Origin of the sequence: Aliiglaciecola sp. SL4 (assembly GCF_041538045.1) — a bacterium.
In the GTDB taxonomy this organism is placed as follows: Bacteria; Pseudomonadota; Gammaproteobacteria; order Enterobacterales; family Alteromonadaceae; genus Aliiglaciecola.
In genome coordinates this window covers 88668-105711 of the sequence record NZ_JBGOSE010000010.1, presented here as the reverse complement: position 1 = coordinate 105711, position 17044 = coordinate 88668, and the positions used below count along the sequence as shown (strand labels likewise).

The window sequence follows — 17044 nt, the reverse complement described above, 5'->3', positions numbered from 1 at the left end:
ATCAGAGGTAGGATAATAGAGGTTAGTTTACTTCACAAGCTAAACAGTGAGCGTAGACGCCATTAGGATCATTTAATTTAGTCACTGCATCAACTTCTTGTACCAGTCCTTTAACAAGACCAGATAGTGCTGATTCCTTCTTAGCAAATGCGCCATGACCAATAGTAATTGAAGCTTGACCAAAGAGCTCTTTCCAGAATTTTTCACTGGGGCTTAAATCGCGTTCAACGTATTTAGTTTCGTATTTTTCTAATTTAGCCAAACTCGCCGCAGCAGCAACCGCATCATCTAAATAACCAAGGTTATCCACTAAACCTAGCTCTTTGGCTGTTTCACCAATCCACACTCTGCCTTGTGCAATATTATCTACTGCCTCAACGCTCATATTTCTTTCGGTTGATACTAAATTCAGAAACTCTTGGTAACCATGGTTAATACTCATTTGAATGACTTGGCCAGCTCTGGGGTCTAGTGCTCGGGTAACACTTAAGCCTGAAAAGTCAGTTGTACCCACACCATCAGAGTGGATGCCAAGGTAATCAAGGGCATTTTCGAAGGTGACAAACATACCGAAGATACCGATTGAGCCAGTAACTGTGCTTGGGGCAGCCCAAATTTCGTTTGCAGCAGCGGATATCCAGTAACCACCCGAAGCGCCATAAGTACTCATTAAGGCCACAACAGGTTTGTTCGCAGCTTTTAGGTTTTCAACTTCTTGGCGAATGATTTCAGATGCAAATGCACTACCGCCAGGAGAATCCACATAAAGCACTACTGCTTTAACAGAGTCATCTAATCTAGCTTTTCGTAATAACGCTGCTGTACTGTCGCCACCAATGTCACCCGGCTTTTGAGAGCCATTTGATATAGTTCCTTTAGCCACTACGATCGCAACATGATCCACGTCAACTTGAGGGAGTTGGTAAATGGGTTTAATCACTTTCAAATAGTTATTCAAACCAATTTGATTAAAGCTCTTTTTCTTTTCATCGATACCGACAATATCAATAATTTCTTGTCTGATAGCTTCTCGAGTGGGCAGACCGTCAACCCAACCATTTTCCAGTGCGTAGGCCGCAAAATCGCCATCAACTTGTTCAAATTTGACCAAAAATTTGTCTAAATCTTCATCAAAATTAGTCACTGAAAGATTACGAGAAGCGGCTACGTCTGTTTTGTATTGGTGCCACAATACGGATAACCATGCCTTATTAGCTTCTTTAGCAGGCTCAGACATATCATCGCGGATATATGGCTCTACTGCAGATTTGTATGTACCGACCTTAAATACATGTGTAGTCACTTTCAGCTTTTCCAATGCGGCTTTGTAGTAAGTGGGGTATCTTCCATATCCTTCAAACACCATGGCACCCATAGGGTTCATGTAAACTTTGTCAGCTTTACTGGCAAGGTAGTACTGACTCTGCGTGTAATAGTCTGAAATGGCATAAACAGGTTTTCCACTTTCTTTGAAGTCATCAATGGCAAGCGCCACTTGCTTCATTTTATCCATGCCAACGTTGCCCATACCTTGCAAGTGCAGAATCAATGTTTTTACACGATTATCATGTTTGGCATTTTCTAGTGCGAATAACACATCTTTTAGTAACACTTCTGGATTTTCGGGTTTTTGCCCAAAGGCTTCTTCCAAAAATTTGTTCATAGGATCAACATAGCGTTTCTCAATCACTATATCACCCTCAATATTAAGCACTAATGCCGTACTTTTAGGTACCAAAATTTTGCCATCATCTTTCATCAGCATTGCGATGAAACCGATTGCCAGAATAATAAAGATAATATTAAATAATGCTTTACGACAGAAATTTAAAACTGTCCATATTCCAACAAAAAACGATTTAGTCCAACTACTACCATTTGCCATATAGAGATTCACCTGAAATTATACAATGTACTTATCCTAACGAATTTTAATAATTAAGCGACAATACAAATGTAATTTTTTATGAATGAGTGGCTTTTTAGTTAAATAATGTTCAATTACAGTCTCGACACCATAATTTTTAGCTTTCAAAACTCTGAATTACGTAAAACCTCTCGTGAATTTCACTTTGCGGTTGCAGTCAAACTACGAAATTTGCATACTGATATTTCAAATTTGTTTTTACCATTGAGCTTATATGCAAGCGATTGAATTATTGTTAAACAGACGATCTCAACCAAGATTGAAGGGGCCAGCTCCTCAAGGGCAGCAGCTTAAAACAATTATGCAAGCTGCATTGCGCGCACCTGATCATGCGGGGTTAACACCGTGGAAATTTGTGGTGTGTCAGGGCAGGGGATTGATTAAATTAGGTGAGATTTTTGAAGAAGCAGCTATCAATGAAGGTTTAGAGGAAAACCAAATTCAGCGAGCGCCGCAAATGCCCCTTCGTGCACCTATGGTTATTGTGGCGATAGCCAAGTATTCAGAACACCCTAAAGTGCCTTGGATTGAGCAAGTTGCTTCAACTTCTTGTGCCGTTCACAGTATGCAAATGGCTGCGGTTGCGCAAGGTTTCGGGGGCGTTTGGCGAACGGGTTCTTACGCACACAATGAAGATGTGAAGTGTGCATTTTTCTTGGAAGAAAAAGATGAAATTGTTGGTTTTCTATATCTCGGTACGCCGACAACAGAAGCGATGCCAGCACCTCAACGTAATAGTAATGACTATTTTGAATTCTGGAATTAATTGAAACACAAGTTACAGATAAGCAGCCGTTAAACACAGGTATCCAAAAACAACAACGCCCCAAATTATGGGGCGTTTATATTACGTTATCCATTAGTTCAGCTTAGAAAATGATTTTACTCAACAGTAAATGTCATACCCGCTTTGGCAACTAGTCGTTCTATTAACTTGTCACCCATAGCAGGTGCGGTTGTCCAAATACCGCCTTTTACACTTAGATCATCTTTAGCCAGACAGACCGCAGACTCTGAAATCATTTTCGACGTTGTTCCGTACCCGGGATCCATACTACCTTTCACCGAAACTGCTAGTTGCCTATCACCTTCCTGAGCAGAAAAAATAACATCAAAAAAACCAGCTTCCCGTTCTTCTTTGCTTGGACCTTCACCAGGTTTTGGTCCTTCGTCGCTGGCCATACTCTTGTCTGCTGCTACATGGTCTGCAATAGCCTTACCTTTATCACCAGGACCGGTAAACATCATTTCGTCGTAAACAAAATCCTCACCGTATTGATGGGATAATAAAAAGTTTGAACGATGAATGTTGCGGGTATTAATCGCTGCCATAATAAAAGGTGCTGACCAACTATTGAACTCATCTTCATAAATAGGTTTGTTGCCTAAAGGCTGTTCAGGACCAGTGAAGCCTGGTGTCAAAGAAAATGGATTGAGTAATACCTGCATTACTGCTTGATCTTTTTTCGCAGCTGCCATGGTCGCTTGCAAACTGGCTTTGGTGCCGCCGGAAAATGTGCCTTTCATACCTCTAACACGCCCTTTAACGCGACTAAAGGTTTGCGAAAAGTCTTGTTGCGCTTTTTGTTGCAAGAAGTACACGCCTAAATCGAATGGAATGGAATCGAAGCCACATGAAAATACGATTCTAGCGCCACTTTTTTCAGCTGCAGCTTGATGTTTGCCAATCATATCGTGCATCCAAGTGGGCTCACCACAAAGATCGACATAATCAGTACCAGATTCAGCACACAAGGCCACTAAATCGTTTCCGTATAATTGATATGGCCCAACGGTAGTCAATACAACCTTAGTGCTTTGAACCAATGATTTAAGGCTATCTAAATCGTCTGAGTCTGCAACTATGCACTCAACCTCAGCACTCAGGTTTAAGTTCGATTTTATTTGCTCAAGCTTGTCTAGGTTTCTACCTGCTATAGCCCAGTTTAGCTCATCTTTATTTGTATAGGTTTTGGCTAGATATTCAGCTACAAGTTGGCCGGTAAAGCCAGTTGCGCCATACACAATCACATCGTAAGTTGTTTTCGACATCATACTATCTACTAATCATTTTCTAATTAAAGGAATAAAGATAGTAAACAAATTAACGCTAAATTAAGAGTTGATATGATTTATTAGCGACTATTGATATGAAAAATAGTTTATTGGCTAGCGGGGTAGTTATGGGAGGGTATTTAACAGCGTTAAATCTTCTTATGACGGAATTAAAAAAGGCACTATTACAAAAACTGTAATAGTGCCTTTTCCTATAACTAGCCTGTTAAGGTACAGTTACAATTTTAAAGGCGTTGGTAGAACCTATGGTTTCCATTTCATCACCGTAGGTCATTACAAAACAATCGCCACTTTCAACGATTCCTTTGCTTTTTAAAACATCAATAACGTCTTGTTTCAACTTTCCAGGCTCACTGCCTCGAGAATCGAAATAAACTTGTTTTACACCTCTAAACAAGGCCATAGTATTTAACGTTGACTCATGTCTCGATAAGGCATAAATAGGCAGAGAAGTAGTGATACGCGACATAATTTTGGATGTGTTACCACTTTCAGTTAATGCGATTAGTGCTTTTATACTGGCTAAGTGATTGGCTGCATAAACAGCAGATAAAGCCACTGTCTCGCTAACTGATGCGAATTTTTCGTCAACTCGGTGTTTAGAGATTTTGACGCTTGGGTGAGTTTCAGCTCCCTCACAAACTCGTGCCATTGCAGCAACGGTTTCCACTGGAAAATCACCGGCAGCGGTTTCTGCTGATAACATCACTGCATCCGTGCCATCTAACACTGCGTTGGCTACGTCCATAACTTCTGCACGAGTTGGCATAGGGCTGCTGATCATCGATTCCATCATTTGCGTTGCCGTGATCACGACTTTGTTCATTTGTCTGGAACGGGCAATCAGTTTCTTTTGAACTCCCACTAATTCCGCATCGCCTATTTCAACACCTAAATCGCCACGGGCCACCATAACTGCATCGGAAGCTTGAATGATATCATCAATGGCTTCATCACTGGCTACGGTTTCAGCTCGTTCAACTTTGGCACAAATTAGTGCTCTGCAACCTGCTTCTACTGCAAGTTTACGAGCATAATCTAAATCGGCACCGCTTCTTGGAAACGACACCGCTAAATAATCTACATCCATCTGTGCTGCAGTTTTAATATCTTGCTTATCTTTTTCTGTTAACGCTTCTGCTGATAGTCCGCCACCTAAACGGTTGATACCTTTATTATTCGAAAGCTTTCCACCCACAGTTACTTTGGTGTAGACCTTTCTGCCTTCTACTCTTTCAACCAATAATTGAATTCGGCCATCATCTAATAACAATAAGTCGTCTGTGTGCACATCGTCGGGGAGGGCTTTATAATCGATACCCACAGCTTGTTGATTGCCATCTTCTTTACCCATTTCGGCGTCAAGAATGAAAGCATCACCAATCTTTAGGGTAATTGGGCCTTCTTTGAATCGAGATACTCGGATTTTGGGACCTTGCAGATCACCTAGAATTGCAATGTACTTTCCTAACTTTTTAGCTACATCTCTAACAATTTTTGCACGGTTAATGTGATCTTCTGCAGTGCCGTGTGAAAAGTTCATACGCACAACGTTTGCGCCTGCTTTGATTATGCCTTCAATGGTCTCAGGAGTATCAGTTGCGGGTCCAAGAGTAGCAAGAATTTTAGTACGTCTTAACATAGAGTTTAGTGTCCGACTTTGTTTGTTAAAAAATAACCTGAATTGACGAATAAAAAGCCGATTTTTCTTGTTTCGGCCAACAACTCCGCCATAAATTTAGATTTTTGTAATTTTATTACAAAATAGTAGTGCAAAGTGACGTAAAAGTGAATTAATTTAATCAAAAAGTTAATGAATATTTAATGACACACAACAACGTCTATTCATCTCTTTTTTCAAATCTCGAACCTCTAAGGGTATCTTTTACACGTTTTAGGTTTTCTCTAAACTTACCACCGCGGCGCAAAGTGAAGCCTGTGGCGAGGATATCGATAAGGATTAATTGCGCGATTCTAGATGCCATTGGCATATACATATCTGTGTCTTCTGGCACTTCTAAAGATAAAACGAGGTTACATTCTTTTGCCAAAGGACTATTTTTAGATGTAATCCCCACCACAGTTGCATCGTTAGCTCTGGCGATATGGGCTATTTCAACTAAGCTTTTCGTTCTACCTGTGTGAGAGATTAAAACTACCACATCATCTTCGGTGCTATTCATGCAACTCATACGTTGCATCAGAATATCTTCAAAGTACACTACTGGCACATTGAATCTAAAAAACTTGTTGAGAGCATCGTGGGCAACAGAAGCACTTGCTCCTAATCCAAAAAACGATATTTTTTGGGCTTGGGTGAGCAAATCGACAGCACGGTTCACCGTGTTAATGTCGACTGATTGCCTAGCAACTTCCAAAGATGCCATAGTAGATTCGAATATTTTTTTGGTATATTCGTCGGGCCCATCGTTTTCCTCCACATGTCTATTGACATAGGGGGTTCCGTTAGCAAGACTTTGCGCTAAATGCAGTTTGAAATCTGGGAAACCCTTAGTATCTAAACGACGACAGAAACGGTTCACAGTCGGTTCACTGACATCTGACATTTTAGCAAGGGTAGCTATACTTGAATGTATTGCTGTCTGCGGATTATCTAAAATTATATCCGCTACTTTTCTTTCTGATTTGCTAAAAACGGATTTATTTTGTGTTATTTTTTCAAGAATATTCATCAGTGCATAAATCTTATTGTTTTGTATTAATACGGTTTAAACGGCAAATTTCACTCAATTAGCCGCTTTGTTACTGTAATTGTTGTAAGTTTTTACCAAATTAGCCAGCATTTTTTATAAACTTTGGTAAAATAATCATATTATTTGTAATTAAACAAGAGACTCAATGTGTTGTAATATTACAACATATAATGTTAAATTTTAGATCAATTGTCATAATAATACGTAATTCACGTCTTGTAATTACATTTTATTAGTGTTCATTCTTTTCTTTAAAGGTTATTAAAATGGTATTAGAAAATTCTATCGAACCATGTGATTTTGTCCTTTTTGGCACAAAGGGCGATTTAGCCCGCCGTAAATTATTGCCAGCTTTGTATCAATTAGAAAAAGCGAATTTAGTCCATGCCGATTCAATGATTATCGGTGCGGCCCGTCAAGATATTAGTAATGAAGAATATGTTGAAGATGTAAAAAATAGTATCGTTGAATTTAGTGGCGAAACTATTTGTGAAGAAACTTGGGAGCGATTTTCAGAAAAACTAGAATATGTATGTGTCGATATGAAAGACGTCGACAATTATCCAACTTTTAAAAAACACATAGATAGTTCGCGCACTATGGTGTGTTACCTAGCAACACCCCCCTCTATTTTTGGTGATATTTGTAAAGGCCTACACAATGCTGGTGTTATCGACTCAAGTGTACGAGTGGTCCTTGAAAAGCCACTTGGACATGACTTACAGTCTTCAAAAGTCATCAATGATCAAGTTGCTGAATTCTTCGACGAAAAACAAATTTATAGAATTGACCACTACTTAGGTAAAGAAACGGTGTTAAACCTTGTTTCTTTGCGCTTTGCCAACTCCATTTTTGCTACCAACTGGGATCATAATTGTATTGATCATGTTCAAATCTCAGTGGCTGAATCTGTTGGTATCGAAGGACGCTGGGGATATTTTGACGAAGCAGGGCAAATGCGCGACATGGTACAAAACCATCTGTTGCAAATTCTAACTCTGATTGCAATGGAGCCTCCTGCGGTATTAGATGCCGACAGTATTCGAGACGAAAAGCTTAAAGTACTTAAAGCCCTGAGACCTATCACCGCAGCCAATGTGCAAACTGATACTGTGCGTGGTCAATACGTCGGTGGCTTTGTAAAGGGTAAAGAAGTACCAGGTTATTTAGATGAAGAAGGCGCGAATACTAAATCTGAAACAGAAACCTTCGTTTCCTTGAAAGTTCACTTAGATAACTGGCGCTGGGCTGGGGTACCTTTTTACTTGCGTACTGGTAAACGTTTACCAAGTAAAACCAGTGAAGTCGTCATCTATTTTAAACGACAGCCTCATAATTTGTTTGGTGAAAGTTTTGCTCAATTACCACCAAATAAACTCACTATCCGTCTGCAACCTGATGAGGGTGTAGAAATCACCGTAATGAATAAAGTTCCAGGATTGACTAGCAGTGGTTCGATGGACCTACAAAAGTCTCGTTTGAATCTAAGTTTCTCCGAAGAGTTTAAAGATGACCGCATTGCTGATGCTTATGAAAAACTTCTATTAGAAGTAATGATTGGTAACCAAGCATTATTTGTTCGCCGCGATGAAGTGGAACAAGCTTGGACTTGGGTTGATGGAATATTCCGAGCTTGGGGAGCAAACAATGATTTGCCTGAACCTTATCAAGCTGGAACCTGGGGACCTGTGGCGTCAATTGCGCTTTTAGCGCGAGATAATCGTGCTTGGTATGAATCGCGGATAGGGAAGAAAAAATAATATGGCTTTAATTGAAACTAAGTTTTCTTCTGTCGAACAATTGAACCTAGATTTATCAGTACAAATAGCTGATATCTTAAAAGCAGGCATCGCCAAAAATGGTCGTGCAAGCTTAGCCGTTTCTGGAGGACGGACGCCTGCTAAGTTGTTTAATCAACTATCGACCCAAGCGTTAGATTGGGAGAAAGTCGATATCACTCTAGTTGACGAACGTTGGGTAGAGGAAAGTGACCCAGCAAGTAATGCAGCAATGGTGAAACGTGAGCTACTAATTAATAAAGCGGCTGCGGCAACCTTTTATGGTTTGAAAACCTCCGAAACGGATGCTCGTAATGCCGTGTCTGTTTTAAATGAAAATCTGGTTAAAATAAAAACGCCTTTTGACGTGCTTATTCTCGGTATGGGTGAAGATGGTCACACCGCTTCTTTATTCCCTTGCTCTGAGCAAATAGAGCAAGGGTTAAATACCAATATAGAAAGTGATTATATTGCAGTTACGCCCACCACCGCGCCAAATCAAAGAATGTCACTAACCTTAAAGAGTATTCTCAACAGTAAAAATATCTTTTTACATTTAGTGGGTGAGTCTAAAAAACGTATTATTGATATTGCAAAGCAAAGTGATGACGCCTTGGAAATGCCTATTCGAGCCGTCTTTAATAATACTGATGTGAAACTTATTTGGGCTGCTTAGGAAAACATATGAATTCTGTGATTCAAGAAGTAACCGAGCGGATTATCGAAAGAAGTCGACAATCCAGACAAAATTATCTTGATAAAATTGAAAGCGCACGCTTGCAAGGGCCACATCGTGGTGTTTTATCTTGTGGTAACTTAGCCCATGGATTTGCTGCCTGTAATACTGAAGATAAGGCTGATTTAACCAGCTTAACAAAATCGAATATTGCTATTGTATCGTCATATAATGACATGCTCTCGGCGCACCAGCCTTATGAAGCTTATCCGCAAATTTTAAAAGACGCGATTCGTGATATTGGCAGTGTTGCGCAGTTTGCTGGCGGAGTTCCGGCAATGTGTGACGGTGTTACTCAAGGTAATCCTGGTATGGATTTAAGCCTGATGAGCCGTGACGTAATTGCACTTTCAACTGCTGTTGGACTGTCTCATAATATGTTCGACGGTGCATTGATGTTGGGGATTTGTGACAAAATTGTCCCTGGGTTATTAATGGGCTCATTGAGTTTTGGTCACCTTCCTACTGTTTTTGTTCCTGCTGGTCCAATGCCGTCAGGTCTACCCAATAAAGAAAAAGCGCGGGTCCGCCAAATGTTTGCCCAGGGTAAAGTAGGGCGCAAAGAGTTACTTGAATCTGAGTCTAAAAGCTATCACTCAGCAGGTACTTGTACCTTTTACGGTACCGCAAACAGTAACCAATTAGTGGTTGAAGTGATGGGGCTACATTTACCTGGTTCCTCTTTTGTTAATCCAGGAACTGATTTACGGGATGAATTAACTAAAGCTGCAGCCCGTCAAGTCACTCGATTGACTGATTTAGGGGATAACTACACACCTATTGGCCATATTGTAGATGCTAAAGCGTTGGTGAATGGTTTGGTTGCATTGTTAGCCACTGGTGGTTCAACTAACCACACCATGCATTTAGTTGCTGTGGCGCGGTCAGCTGGATATGAAATAAACTGGGATGATTTTTCTGATATTTCTAACGCTGTGCCCTTGTTAACTCGTATTTACCCCAACGGTTCTGCTGATATTAATCACTTTACTGCTGCAGGCGGAATGTCTGTGCTGTTCAAAGAACTACTTAGTGCTGGTTTACTGCATAATGATGTGAAAACTATCTGCGGTGAAGGGTTAGAACAATATACTAAAGAACCTACCTTGAAAGATGGTGAATTGACTTGGCAAGATGGTCCTGCTGAGTCGTTCGATACGGAAGTGATTTCATCGGTTGCTAAGCCCTTTAAACCCGATGGTGGTTTATCGGTATTACATGGCAATTTAGGCCGAGCAGTAATGAAAACATCCGCTCTACGTGAACCCCATTGTAAGATCAAAGCTCCCGCGGTGGTGTTTGAAGATCAGTTCGAATTAGCTGATGCATTTAAAGCGGGTGATTTGGATAAAGACTGTATCGTTGTGGTTCGCTTCCAGGGCCCAGCAGCCATTGGTATGCCAGAATTACATAGTTTAACACCACCACTAGGTGTGCTGCAGGATAAAGGCTTTAAGGTAGCATTAGTTACCGACGGTCGTATGTCTGGTGCTTCAGGAAAAGTGCCTGCAGCTATCCACGTGACGCCAGAAGCCTACCATGGTGGATTGCTAGCCAAAGTTGAAAGCGGTGACTTAATCGAACTTAACACCGAAACAGGTGATATGAGTTTATTGGTTGATGCAGAAGTGCTTGCTAAGCGCAAAACCAAGGTTGCTCAAACTGACAAACACCAAGTGGGTATGGGGCGCGAAATGTTCGCCTCAATGCGTAATTCATTAACAGGTGCAGAGCAAGGCGCTTGTTCTTTGTTCGCTGGTTCAGGTAATCAACATGACCTCTAAATTTGTAGCTGATGTCGGTGGAACAAATATTCGTATTTGCCAAGTTGACGGCCATAAGTTGCTGAATATTAGAAAGTACTTATGTGTTGATTTTCCAACTATTGAAGATGCAATTAAGTATTACTTCAATGAATTTCCTGAAATTGAATTTAGTTATGGTTGTATCGCCATTGCATGCCCTGTAATTGGTGACTGGGTAAAAATGACCAATCACACATGGGAGTTTTCCATTGACCAGCTAACCAAAGGTTTATCTTTGGATTGGCTGGGGGTTATTAATGACTTCACTTCTGTGGCGCATTCATTGCCAGTGTTAAAGGATGATCAAAAAGTTCAAATTGGCGCTGGTGCGCCAAAATTGAATGCCAATATTGCTGTTTTTGGACCAGGTACGGGTTTAGGTGTAGAACACCTCACTTTTACGGATAAAGGTTGGAAAGCACTAGATGGCGAAGGCGGACATGTTGATTTTGCCGCAAATGACGAGAATGAATTCGCTATTTGGCATTATCTAAAAAAGAAATTAGGGCATGTGTCTGCTGAAGAGGTTTTATCAGGCCGTGGCATCGTACATATCTATGAAGGGTTGGCAGAGAAACATCAGCAAGCAGCTATTTTTGCTGATCCAGCCCAAATTACTGAAAAAGCGCTATCTGAAGAATGTGAAATCTGCGTAGAAACATTGCAGCAGTTTTGCAAAATTATGGGTAGTTTTGCAGGTAACTTAGCGCTTAATTTAGCAACCTATGGCGGCGTATATATCGGTGGTGGTATTGCTTCACGTTTTGTTGACTTTATTAAAAGTAGTAAGTTTCGTGCTCGTTTTGAAGACAAGGGACGATTTAGACATTATGTCTCTAACATTCCAACCTACATCATTACAGAACCTGATCATGGTTTACTGGGCGCAGCTGCCTATTTACAACAGAATCATAAGGAGTAAGCAATATGTCATTTAATTGGAAAATGAGTTCGCAAGAAGTTTTTAGTCAGGGGCCAGTCGTACCTGTATTAGTTATCAAAAATATTGAACATGCAGTACCTGTTGCAAAAGCTTTAATAAAAGGCGGCATTAAAGTACTTGAAGTGACATTACGCACTGAAATCGCTCTTGATGTGATCAAAAAAATCGCCACTGAAGTTCCTGAAGCCATTATTGGTGCTGGTACAGTGACTAACGAAGCGCAGTTAAAGCAAGTTGAAGAAGCAGGCGCTATTTTTGCAATTAGCCCAGGGATGACTACCAGCTTATTGGAAGCAGGCAAACGTTGTTCAATATCTCTAATCCCAGGTATAGCTTCAATATCTGAGCTGATGACTGGATTGGATATCGGTTACACACACTTTAAGTTTTTCCCTGCAGAAGCTTCAGGTGGTATAAAAGCGCTGAAATCTATTGGCGGTCCTTTCCCTGATATCACGTTTTGTCCAACAGGTGGAATCGGTCCGAATAATTATTTAGATTACTTGGCTTTGCCAAACGTTCAGTGTGCTGGCGGTTCTTGGTTGGTGCCAGACGATGCGGTTGAAGCGGGTGATTGGGATCGTATCACTGAGCTTGCTAAAGCGGCGGTTGAAGGTGCTAAAACACTTTCTAAGTAGTGTTTTTTAGCCACAGAAATGAAAAAAGCTTGTATTTATTACAAGCTTTTTTTGTTGGTGAGACAGATGTGTTTAAACCTTTTTTTGAAAGCTCTATTGTCACCGGTTTAGTCTAAAAAACCTTAAGCATTGTCAAATATTTCAGGGTGTAATCTCAATCGTTTTTGAATAACACTCAATCTGAACCCCAACATAATAGCGGCACTTGTTAACCCGCAAATAAAACCGATCCAGAATCCAGATGCACCTAAAGCAGGTACAATAAAATCGGTTAGCGCTAGAATTATTCCGGTTGGCAAACCCACGCCCCAATATGCAAAAAAGCAAATAATGAACATCGCAGTTGTATCTTTGTATCCCCGTAATGCACCTGCTGAGATTGCTTGTACAGAATCGGAAAGTTGAAACATGGCTGCCAATGTCATTAAATTCATGGCCAACTCAATTACCTGTCTATTTTCAGTGTAGAGCATTGATATTTGTTCTTTAGCGACAATCGTTAACAATGCGGTGAAACAGGCAATAAAAAGCCCTAATAAAATGGCTGTTTTTGTAGCCAATGCGGCACCTACTTGATCCTGTTTACCCCAAAAATGACCTACACGTATGGTGGTGGCCATGCCTAAACTTAATGGGAACATAAACATTGTGGCTGAAAAATTAAGTGCAATTTGATGAGAAGCTACCGTTAGTGGCCCAAGGGGCGATAAAAGTAAGGCAACTACACCAAAAAGCGTCACTTCAAAAAGTAAGGTCAGTGCTATGGGAAGGCCCAATTTTAAGGTACTGTAAATCTGTTGGATATTAGGTTTAGACCAGCCGTGAAATAAATTGCTATTGATGCGTTTGGAAAAGTGAATATAGCAAGCTGTGCCAACAAACATAGTAAAAAACACTAAACTTGTGGCCAAGCCACATCCCACGCCACCCATAGCTGGCATACCAAATTTACCGTATATAAATATATAGTTGGCTGGAATATTGATAATTAAACCTAACCCCATGATGATCATCGTCGGTTTAGTGAACGACAATCCTTCACAATAGTTGCGTAATATTTGATATCCAGCAAAGGCAGGGGCGGATATAACGATATATTTCATGTATTCAACAGTGATATTGCGTAAGTTGTCTTCTATATCCATGAAAGAAAACCAATACTCAAGATAAAACACACTGAGAGTGATACAAAGTGATACTGGAATAATCAAAAAAGTAGCTTGATGAACTTTAAAGGCCGCTTTTTCTGTTTTCCCCGCACCGTGCAATTTAGCCACTATTGGCGGAATAGCCATGGCTAGGCCTTGTACAAAGCACAAAATGGGTATGGTAATACTAAATCCTATGGCTACCGCCGCCATGTCCGTTGCTGAGTAGCGTCCTGCCATAATAGTGTCTGATACGCCCATCAGTGTTTGCGTAATTTGCGCGATAAGAAGTGGCCAGGTAAGACTTACGAGTTGTTTTAATTCAATTTTTAAATTAGTCAAAATAATTCAATCTTAGTTTTTGCACCTTTTGGCAGGTTGGTTTGTTCTTTTTCAAGGAGGATATAACAATTTGCATTGGCAATAGACGACATGATCCCTGAACCTTGGCTACCGTTAGGTTTGACCCAGTATTCACCGTATTCGTCCTGATAAGCTATGCCTCTTTGAAAATCAGCCCGCCCAGCTCGTTTATAAATAGGTTCAGCGCATGTTGCGTTAATGGTGTGCACTTCAAGGGGGGAACGACCCATTAGTTTATGCAGTAGCGGTGTCACTAATTTCTGGAAAGTGACATAAGAAGAGACAGGGTTACCGGGTAATCCGCAAAAGATAGCGTTATTAATGGTTCCAAAAGCAAAAGGTTTTCCGGGCTTAATGGCCACTTTCCAAAAATTAATCTGCCCAATTTTGGCTAATACCTGTTTTACGTAATCGGCATCTCCAACGGATACACCCCCACAGGATAATATGAGATCTGCATTTTCGCTTGCATCTAAAAGAACATCTACGATTTTTTTAGGAGCATCTTCCACTATGCCGTAATGTTGAATTTCAACATTTAGTTGCTGTAATAAGCCTTGCAGCGCAAATCGGTTACTTTCATATATTTGACCATTTTCTAATTTTTTTCCCGGCGGAACTAGCTCATCTCCAGTGACAACTATAGCCACTTTGGGGCGACGAATTACCCATACTGTGGGCTCGCCAATTGAGGCTAACAATGCCATGTGGGCTGGCGTTAGCTTTTCTCCAGCGGCAATAACTTGCTGGCCTAATTGGATATCTTCACCGGCCAAACGAACACTGTTACCCGCTTTCGATGCTTGATTCAACACAATGTTATTTTCGTTGATTTGCACGTTTTCCTGCATCATAACCGTATTCGTGCCGGGGGGAAGGATCGCGCCTGTGGTTATTCTGACGCAATGTCCTGCTTTTACTTCTTCATTAAACGGATTTCCGGCCAGAGCTTGTCCTTGAATTATTAGTTTTGTGTCAGCAGGCAGTTCTTGGTTAACGTGAAATGCAAACCCATCCATCGCTGAATTATTTTTAGGAGGCACTTGTAGTTTCGCAAAAATAGCTTCAGCGGTAATTCGGTCCAATGCATCAAGCACCGAAATTGATTCGCGCTCAAGTAAAGCATCGCATTGCTGAAGCATTTCAGAAAGTGCGTTATCAATTGGCATTAAAGTCGGTTTGCTAGAGTCACGATTTTTCATTCAAATTAACACTAAGAAAAGAACTAAAAGAGGGCAATAATATAGCGTGATTTTTGTGGGTTACCAAATCAAAATAGATAAAAGATGAGTTATAATTGCCTTGTTAAAAAGGTAGTTAGCAACAAAGAGCTTGATAACTACCTAATAGACTAAATTAATATTTCTCGACGCTGTATCCTTTAGCTTGCAGCAGTTTAAGCACACTTTGATCACCGGCTAAATGCAATGCGCCAACTAAAATTAACTCTTTTTGTTGATTACCAAAAAACTGTTCAATCTTAGGGAGCCAGTTTTTATTGCGTTGAACCAGTAATTGATCATATATATCAGGATAATCACGGGCCATTTCATCAATCCCTAATTCAGCTAATTTTTGCAAATCCCCAGCACGCCAGGCTTCTATCAGTTTGGGCATCATTTCTTTAATATTGGCCACATCTTTTAATCCATAGGCGATCATAGCGTCTTCTTCACCTTTACCCATGTCTGCTAGCATCGCCATTTGCTCTTCTGGTTGCTCAAACCAATCAATCTGTTTTTGGTCGCCAATTCCTTTAGCTGAATAATAGGCATCGACACCGGCGCTGCTTACGCCCATCATTTGCAACTCAATCATGGACAAGGTTACAGATAAAAAGCTGGGTTTTAAGTTTGAAAATTGTTGTACGGAAAGGTTTCGTTCTTGCAAATGAACTTCTAGGGCTTTGTAGGTTTTTTCAGATAAGAAATCTTTAATGGTTTTGCCATCTTGAAGTAAGATATATTGCAATGATTGTTGCTGAAATTCAGGACTGTTCATTTTGCTAATATCTGATTCAAATACTAGGGTGTTGGAGGCCTCATAGGCTTTTTCAAACTTTTCAGGAAGGGGATAATCCTTTTCACTTAACACATGAATAGTGCCACCGATGATAACGTGATCATTGCCTTTGCTGACTTTCCAAAGTGGGGACGCCAGCGCATAACAAGTTTGAAAAATCATCAAAATTGCTACTAATAATATTTTGTACATGCCGTAAATTCCTTGATGAATGACTAAATTATTTGGTTTAGGTCGAAGAGGGTACTTTAAGATTAACCACTACAAAGCAAATACAGTTGTTTTATTGACCTTAATGCTCAATAAAGCAACTGGATTAGGTAAACAAGTGTTATGGATTATATTGATAACATATTTTAAAAATTAAAAATATGTCTAAATAGGATACTTTAGGTAAATTATTTTCACTCAAGGTTTTACTGAAAATGGCAACACACTAATTAATAGTAATGCTGCCATAGTGGGCGATAGGCGTTGTAACTTTTAGTTATCTGCTAATTCGCTAGGGGTCAGATAACCGTCTTTATTGATATCTAATTTTGCAAAAACTGCAGACAATGCAGGATCACTTGCTGCTTCTTCTACACTTATGCGTCCATCGGCGTTTGCATCTAAAATCGAAATTTTGTCTTCTTGAGCATAAACGGCACTACTTGCTAAAACGAATGCGCTGATAAGAATTGTTTTTTTCATTTTTAAATCTCCACTTAATTGATAATTTAGCGTTTTAGATTAATTACAGGCGTTAACTGCATCGCCTATTAACAAAACAACAATATTATTTGTTGCATAAGTGGGGTATTACACTTACCGTGCCAAATTTAATTTATGTATTTAAAACAGTTGTTTATGAGGTTTTTGTGCGCGGTTAATTGAATGCTGTTAAAGAATTGT

Annotated in this window: 14 protein-coding genes; 6 read left to right on the top strand and 8 right to left on the bottom strand. The window is 40.1% G+C overall.

Translation table 11 applies throughout. The features are described from left to right. Positions 1–22: 22 nt before the first annotated feature. On the bottom strand, positions 23–1885 hold the full coding sequence (gene sppA / locus AB6T38_RS14555) for a signal peptide peptidase SppA (protein WP_372547990.1): 1863 nt from the start codon (positions 1883–1885) through the stop codon (positions 23–25). Between the two features lie 256 nt (positions 1886–2141). Here sppA and AB6T38_RS14550 point away from each other — a divergent pair, with 256 nt between their 5' ends. Beyond that, on the top strand, positions 2142–2693 hold the full coding sequence (locus tag AB6T38_RS14550; protein WP_372547989.1) for an NAD(P)H nitroreductase: 552 nt from the start codon (positions 2142–2144) through the stop codon (positions 2691–2693). Between the two features lie 116 nt (positions 2694–2809). On the opposite strand, the gene AB6T38_RS14545 is transcribed toward AB6T38_RS14550, so the two are convergent. The 3 genes from AB6T38_RS14545 to AB6T38_RS14535 form a co-directional block, all read right to left on the bottom strand. Further along, complete coding sequence (locus AB6T38_RS14545) at positions 2810–3982, bottom strand: trans-acting enoyl reductase family protein (protein ID WP_372547988.1); 1173 nt, start codon at positions 3980–3982, stop codon at positions 2810–2812. Positions 3983–4208: 226 nt separating this feature from the next. Then, complete coding sequence (pyk, locus tag AB6T38_RS14540; RefSeq protein ID WP_348489425.1) at positions 4209–5645, bottom strand: pyruvate kinase; 1437 nt, start codon at positions 5643–5645, stop codon at positions 4209–4211. A gap of 199 nt (positions 5646–5844) precedes the next feature. Further along, positions 5845–6696, bottom strand: a complete 852-nt coding sequence (locus tag AB6T38_RS14535; protein ID WP_372547987.1) for a MurR/RpiR family transcriptional regulator — start codon at positions 6694–6696, stop codon at positions 5845–5847. 287 nt (positions 6697–6983) lie between these two features. Between AB6T38_RS14535 and zwf the strand changes: the two genes are divergently transcribed. The 5 genes from zwf to AB6T38_RS14510 are packed head-to-tail and all read left to right on the top strand — an operon-like array spanning position 6984 to position 12617. After that, positions 6984–8477, top strand: coding sequence for a glucose-6-phosphate dehydrogenase (gene zwf, locus AB6T38_RS14530; protein ID WP_348489424.1), 1494 nt, complete (start codon positions 6984–6986; stop codon positions 8475–8477). A gap of 1 nt (position 8478) precedes the next feature. Then, positions 8479–9171, top strand: a complete 693-nt coding sequence (gene pgl / locus AB6T38_RS14525; RefSeq protein WP_372547986.1) for a 6-phosphogluconolactonase — start codon at positions 8479–8481, stop codon at positions 9169–9171. Between the two features lie 8 nt (positions 9172–9179). Further along, positions 9180–11015: a phosphogluconate dehydratase gene (gene edd / locus AB6T38_RS14520; RefSeq protein WP_372547985.1), complete on the top strand. Its 1836-nt coding sequence runs from the start codon at positions 9180–9182 to the stop codon at positions 11013–11015. Continuing rightward, positions 11005–11958 carry a glucokinase gene (locus AB6T38_RS14515; protein WP_372547984.1) on the top strand — a complete coding sequence of 318 codons (954 nt, stop codon included), beginning with the start codon at positions 11005–11007 and terminating at the stop codon, positions 11956–11958. Before edd ends, AB6T38_RS14515 begins: the two co-directional genes overlap by 11 nt. 5 nt (positions 11959–11963) lie before the next feature. After that, entirely contained in the window at positions 11964–12617 is a 654-nt protein-coding gene (locus tag AB6T38_RS14510; protein WP_342804482.1) for a bifunctional 4-hydroxy-2-oxoglutarate aldolase/2-dehydro-3-deoxy-phosphogluconate aldolase, read from the top strand. 122 nt (positions 12618–12739) lie between these two features. Here AB6T38_RS14510 and AB6T38_RS14505 read toward each other — a convergent pair whose 3' ends face one another. From AB6T38_RS14505 to AB6T38_RS14490, 4 genes are all read right to left on the bottom strand, one after another. Beyond that, positions 12740–14107 carry an MATE family efflux transporter gene (locus AB6T38_RS14505; RefSeq protein ID WP_372547983.1) on the bottom strand — a complete coding sequence of 456 codons (1368 nt, stop codon included), beginning with the start codon at positions 14105–14107 and terminating at the stop codon, positions 12740–12742. Next, complete coding sequence (gene glp, locus AB6T38_RS14500) at positions 14104–15330, bottom strand: gephyrin-like molybdotransferase Glp (RefSeq protein WP_372547982.1); 1227 nt, start codon at positions 15328–15330, stop codon at positions 14104–14106. Before glp ends, AB6T38_RS14505 begins: the two co-directional genes overlap by 4 nt. Before the next feature lie 154 nt (positions 15331–15484). Continuing rightward, complete coding sequence (locus AB6T38_RS14495) at positions 15485–16342, bottom strand: TraB/GumN family protein (protein ID WP_372547981.1); 858 nt, start codon at positions 16340–16342, stop codon at positions 15485–15487. 291 nt (positions 16343–16633) lie between these two features. Continuing rightward, positions 16634–16843, bottom strand: a complete 210-nt coding sequence (locus AB6T38_RS14490; RefSeq protein ID WP_372547980.1) for a hypothetical protein — start codon at positions 16841–16843, stop codon at positions 16634–16636. Between the last annotated feature and the right edge of the window lie 201 nt (positions 16844–17044).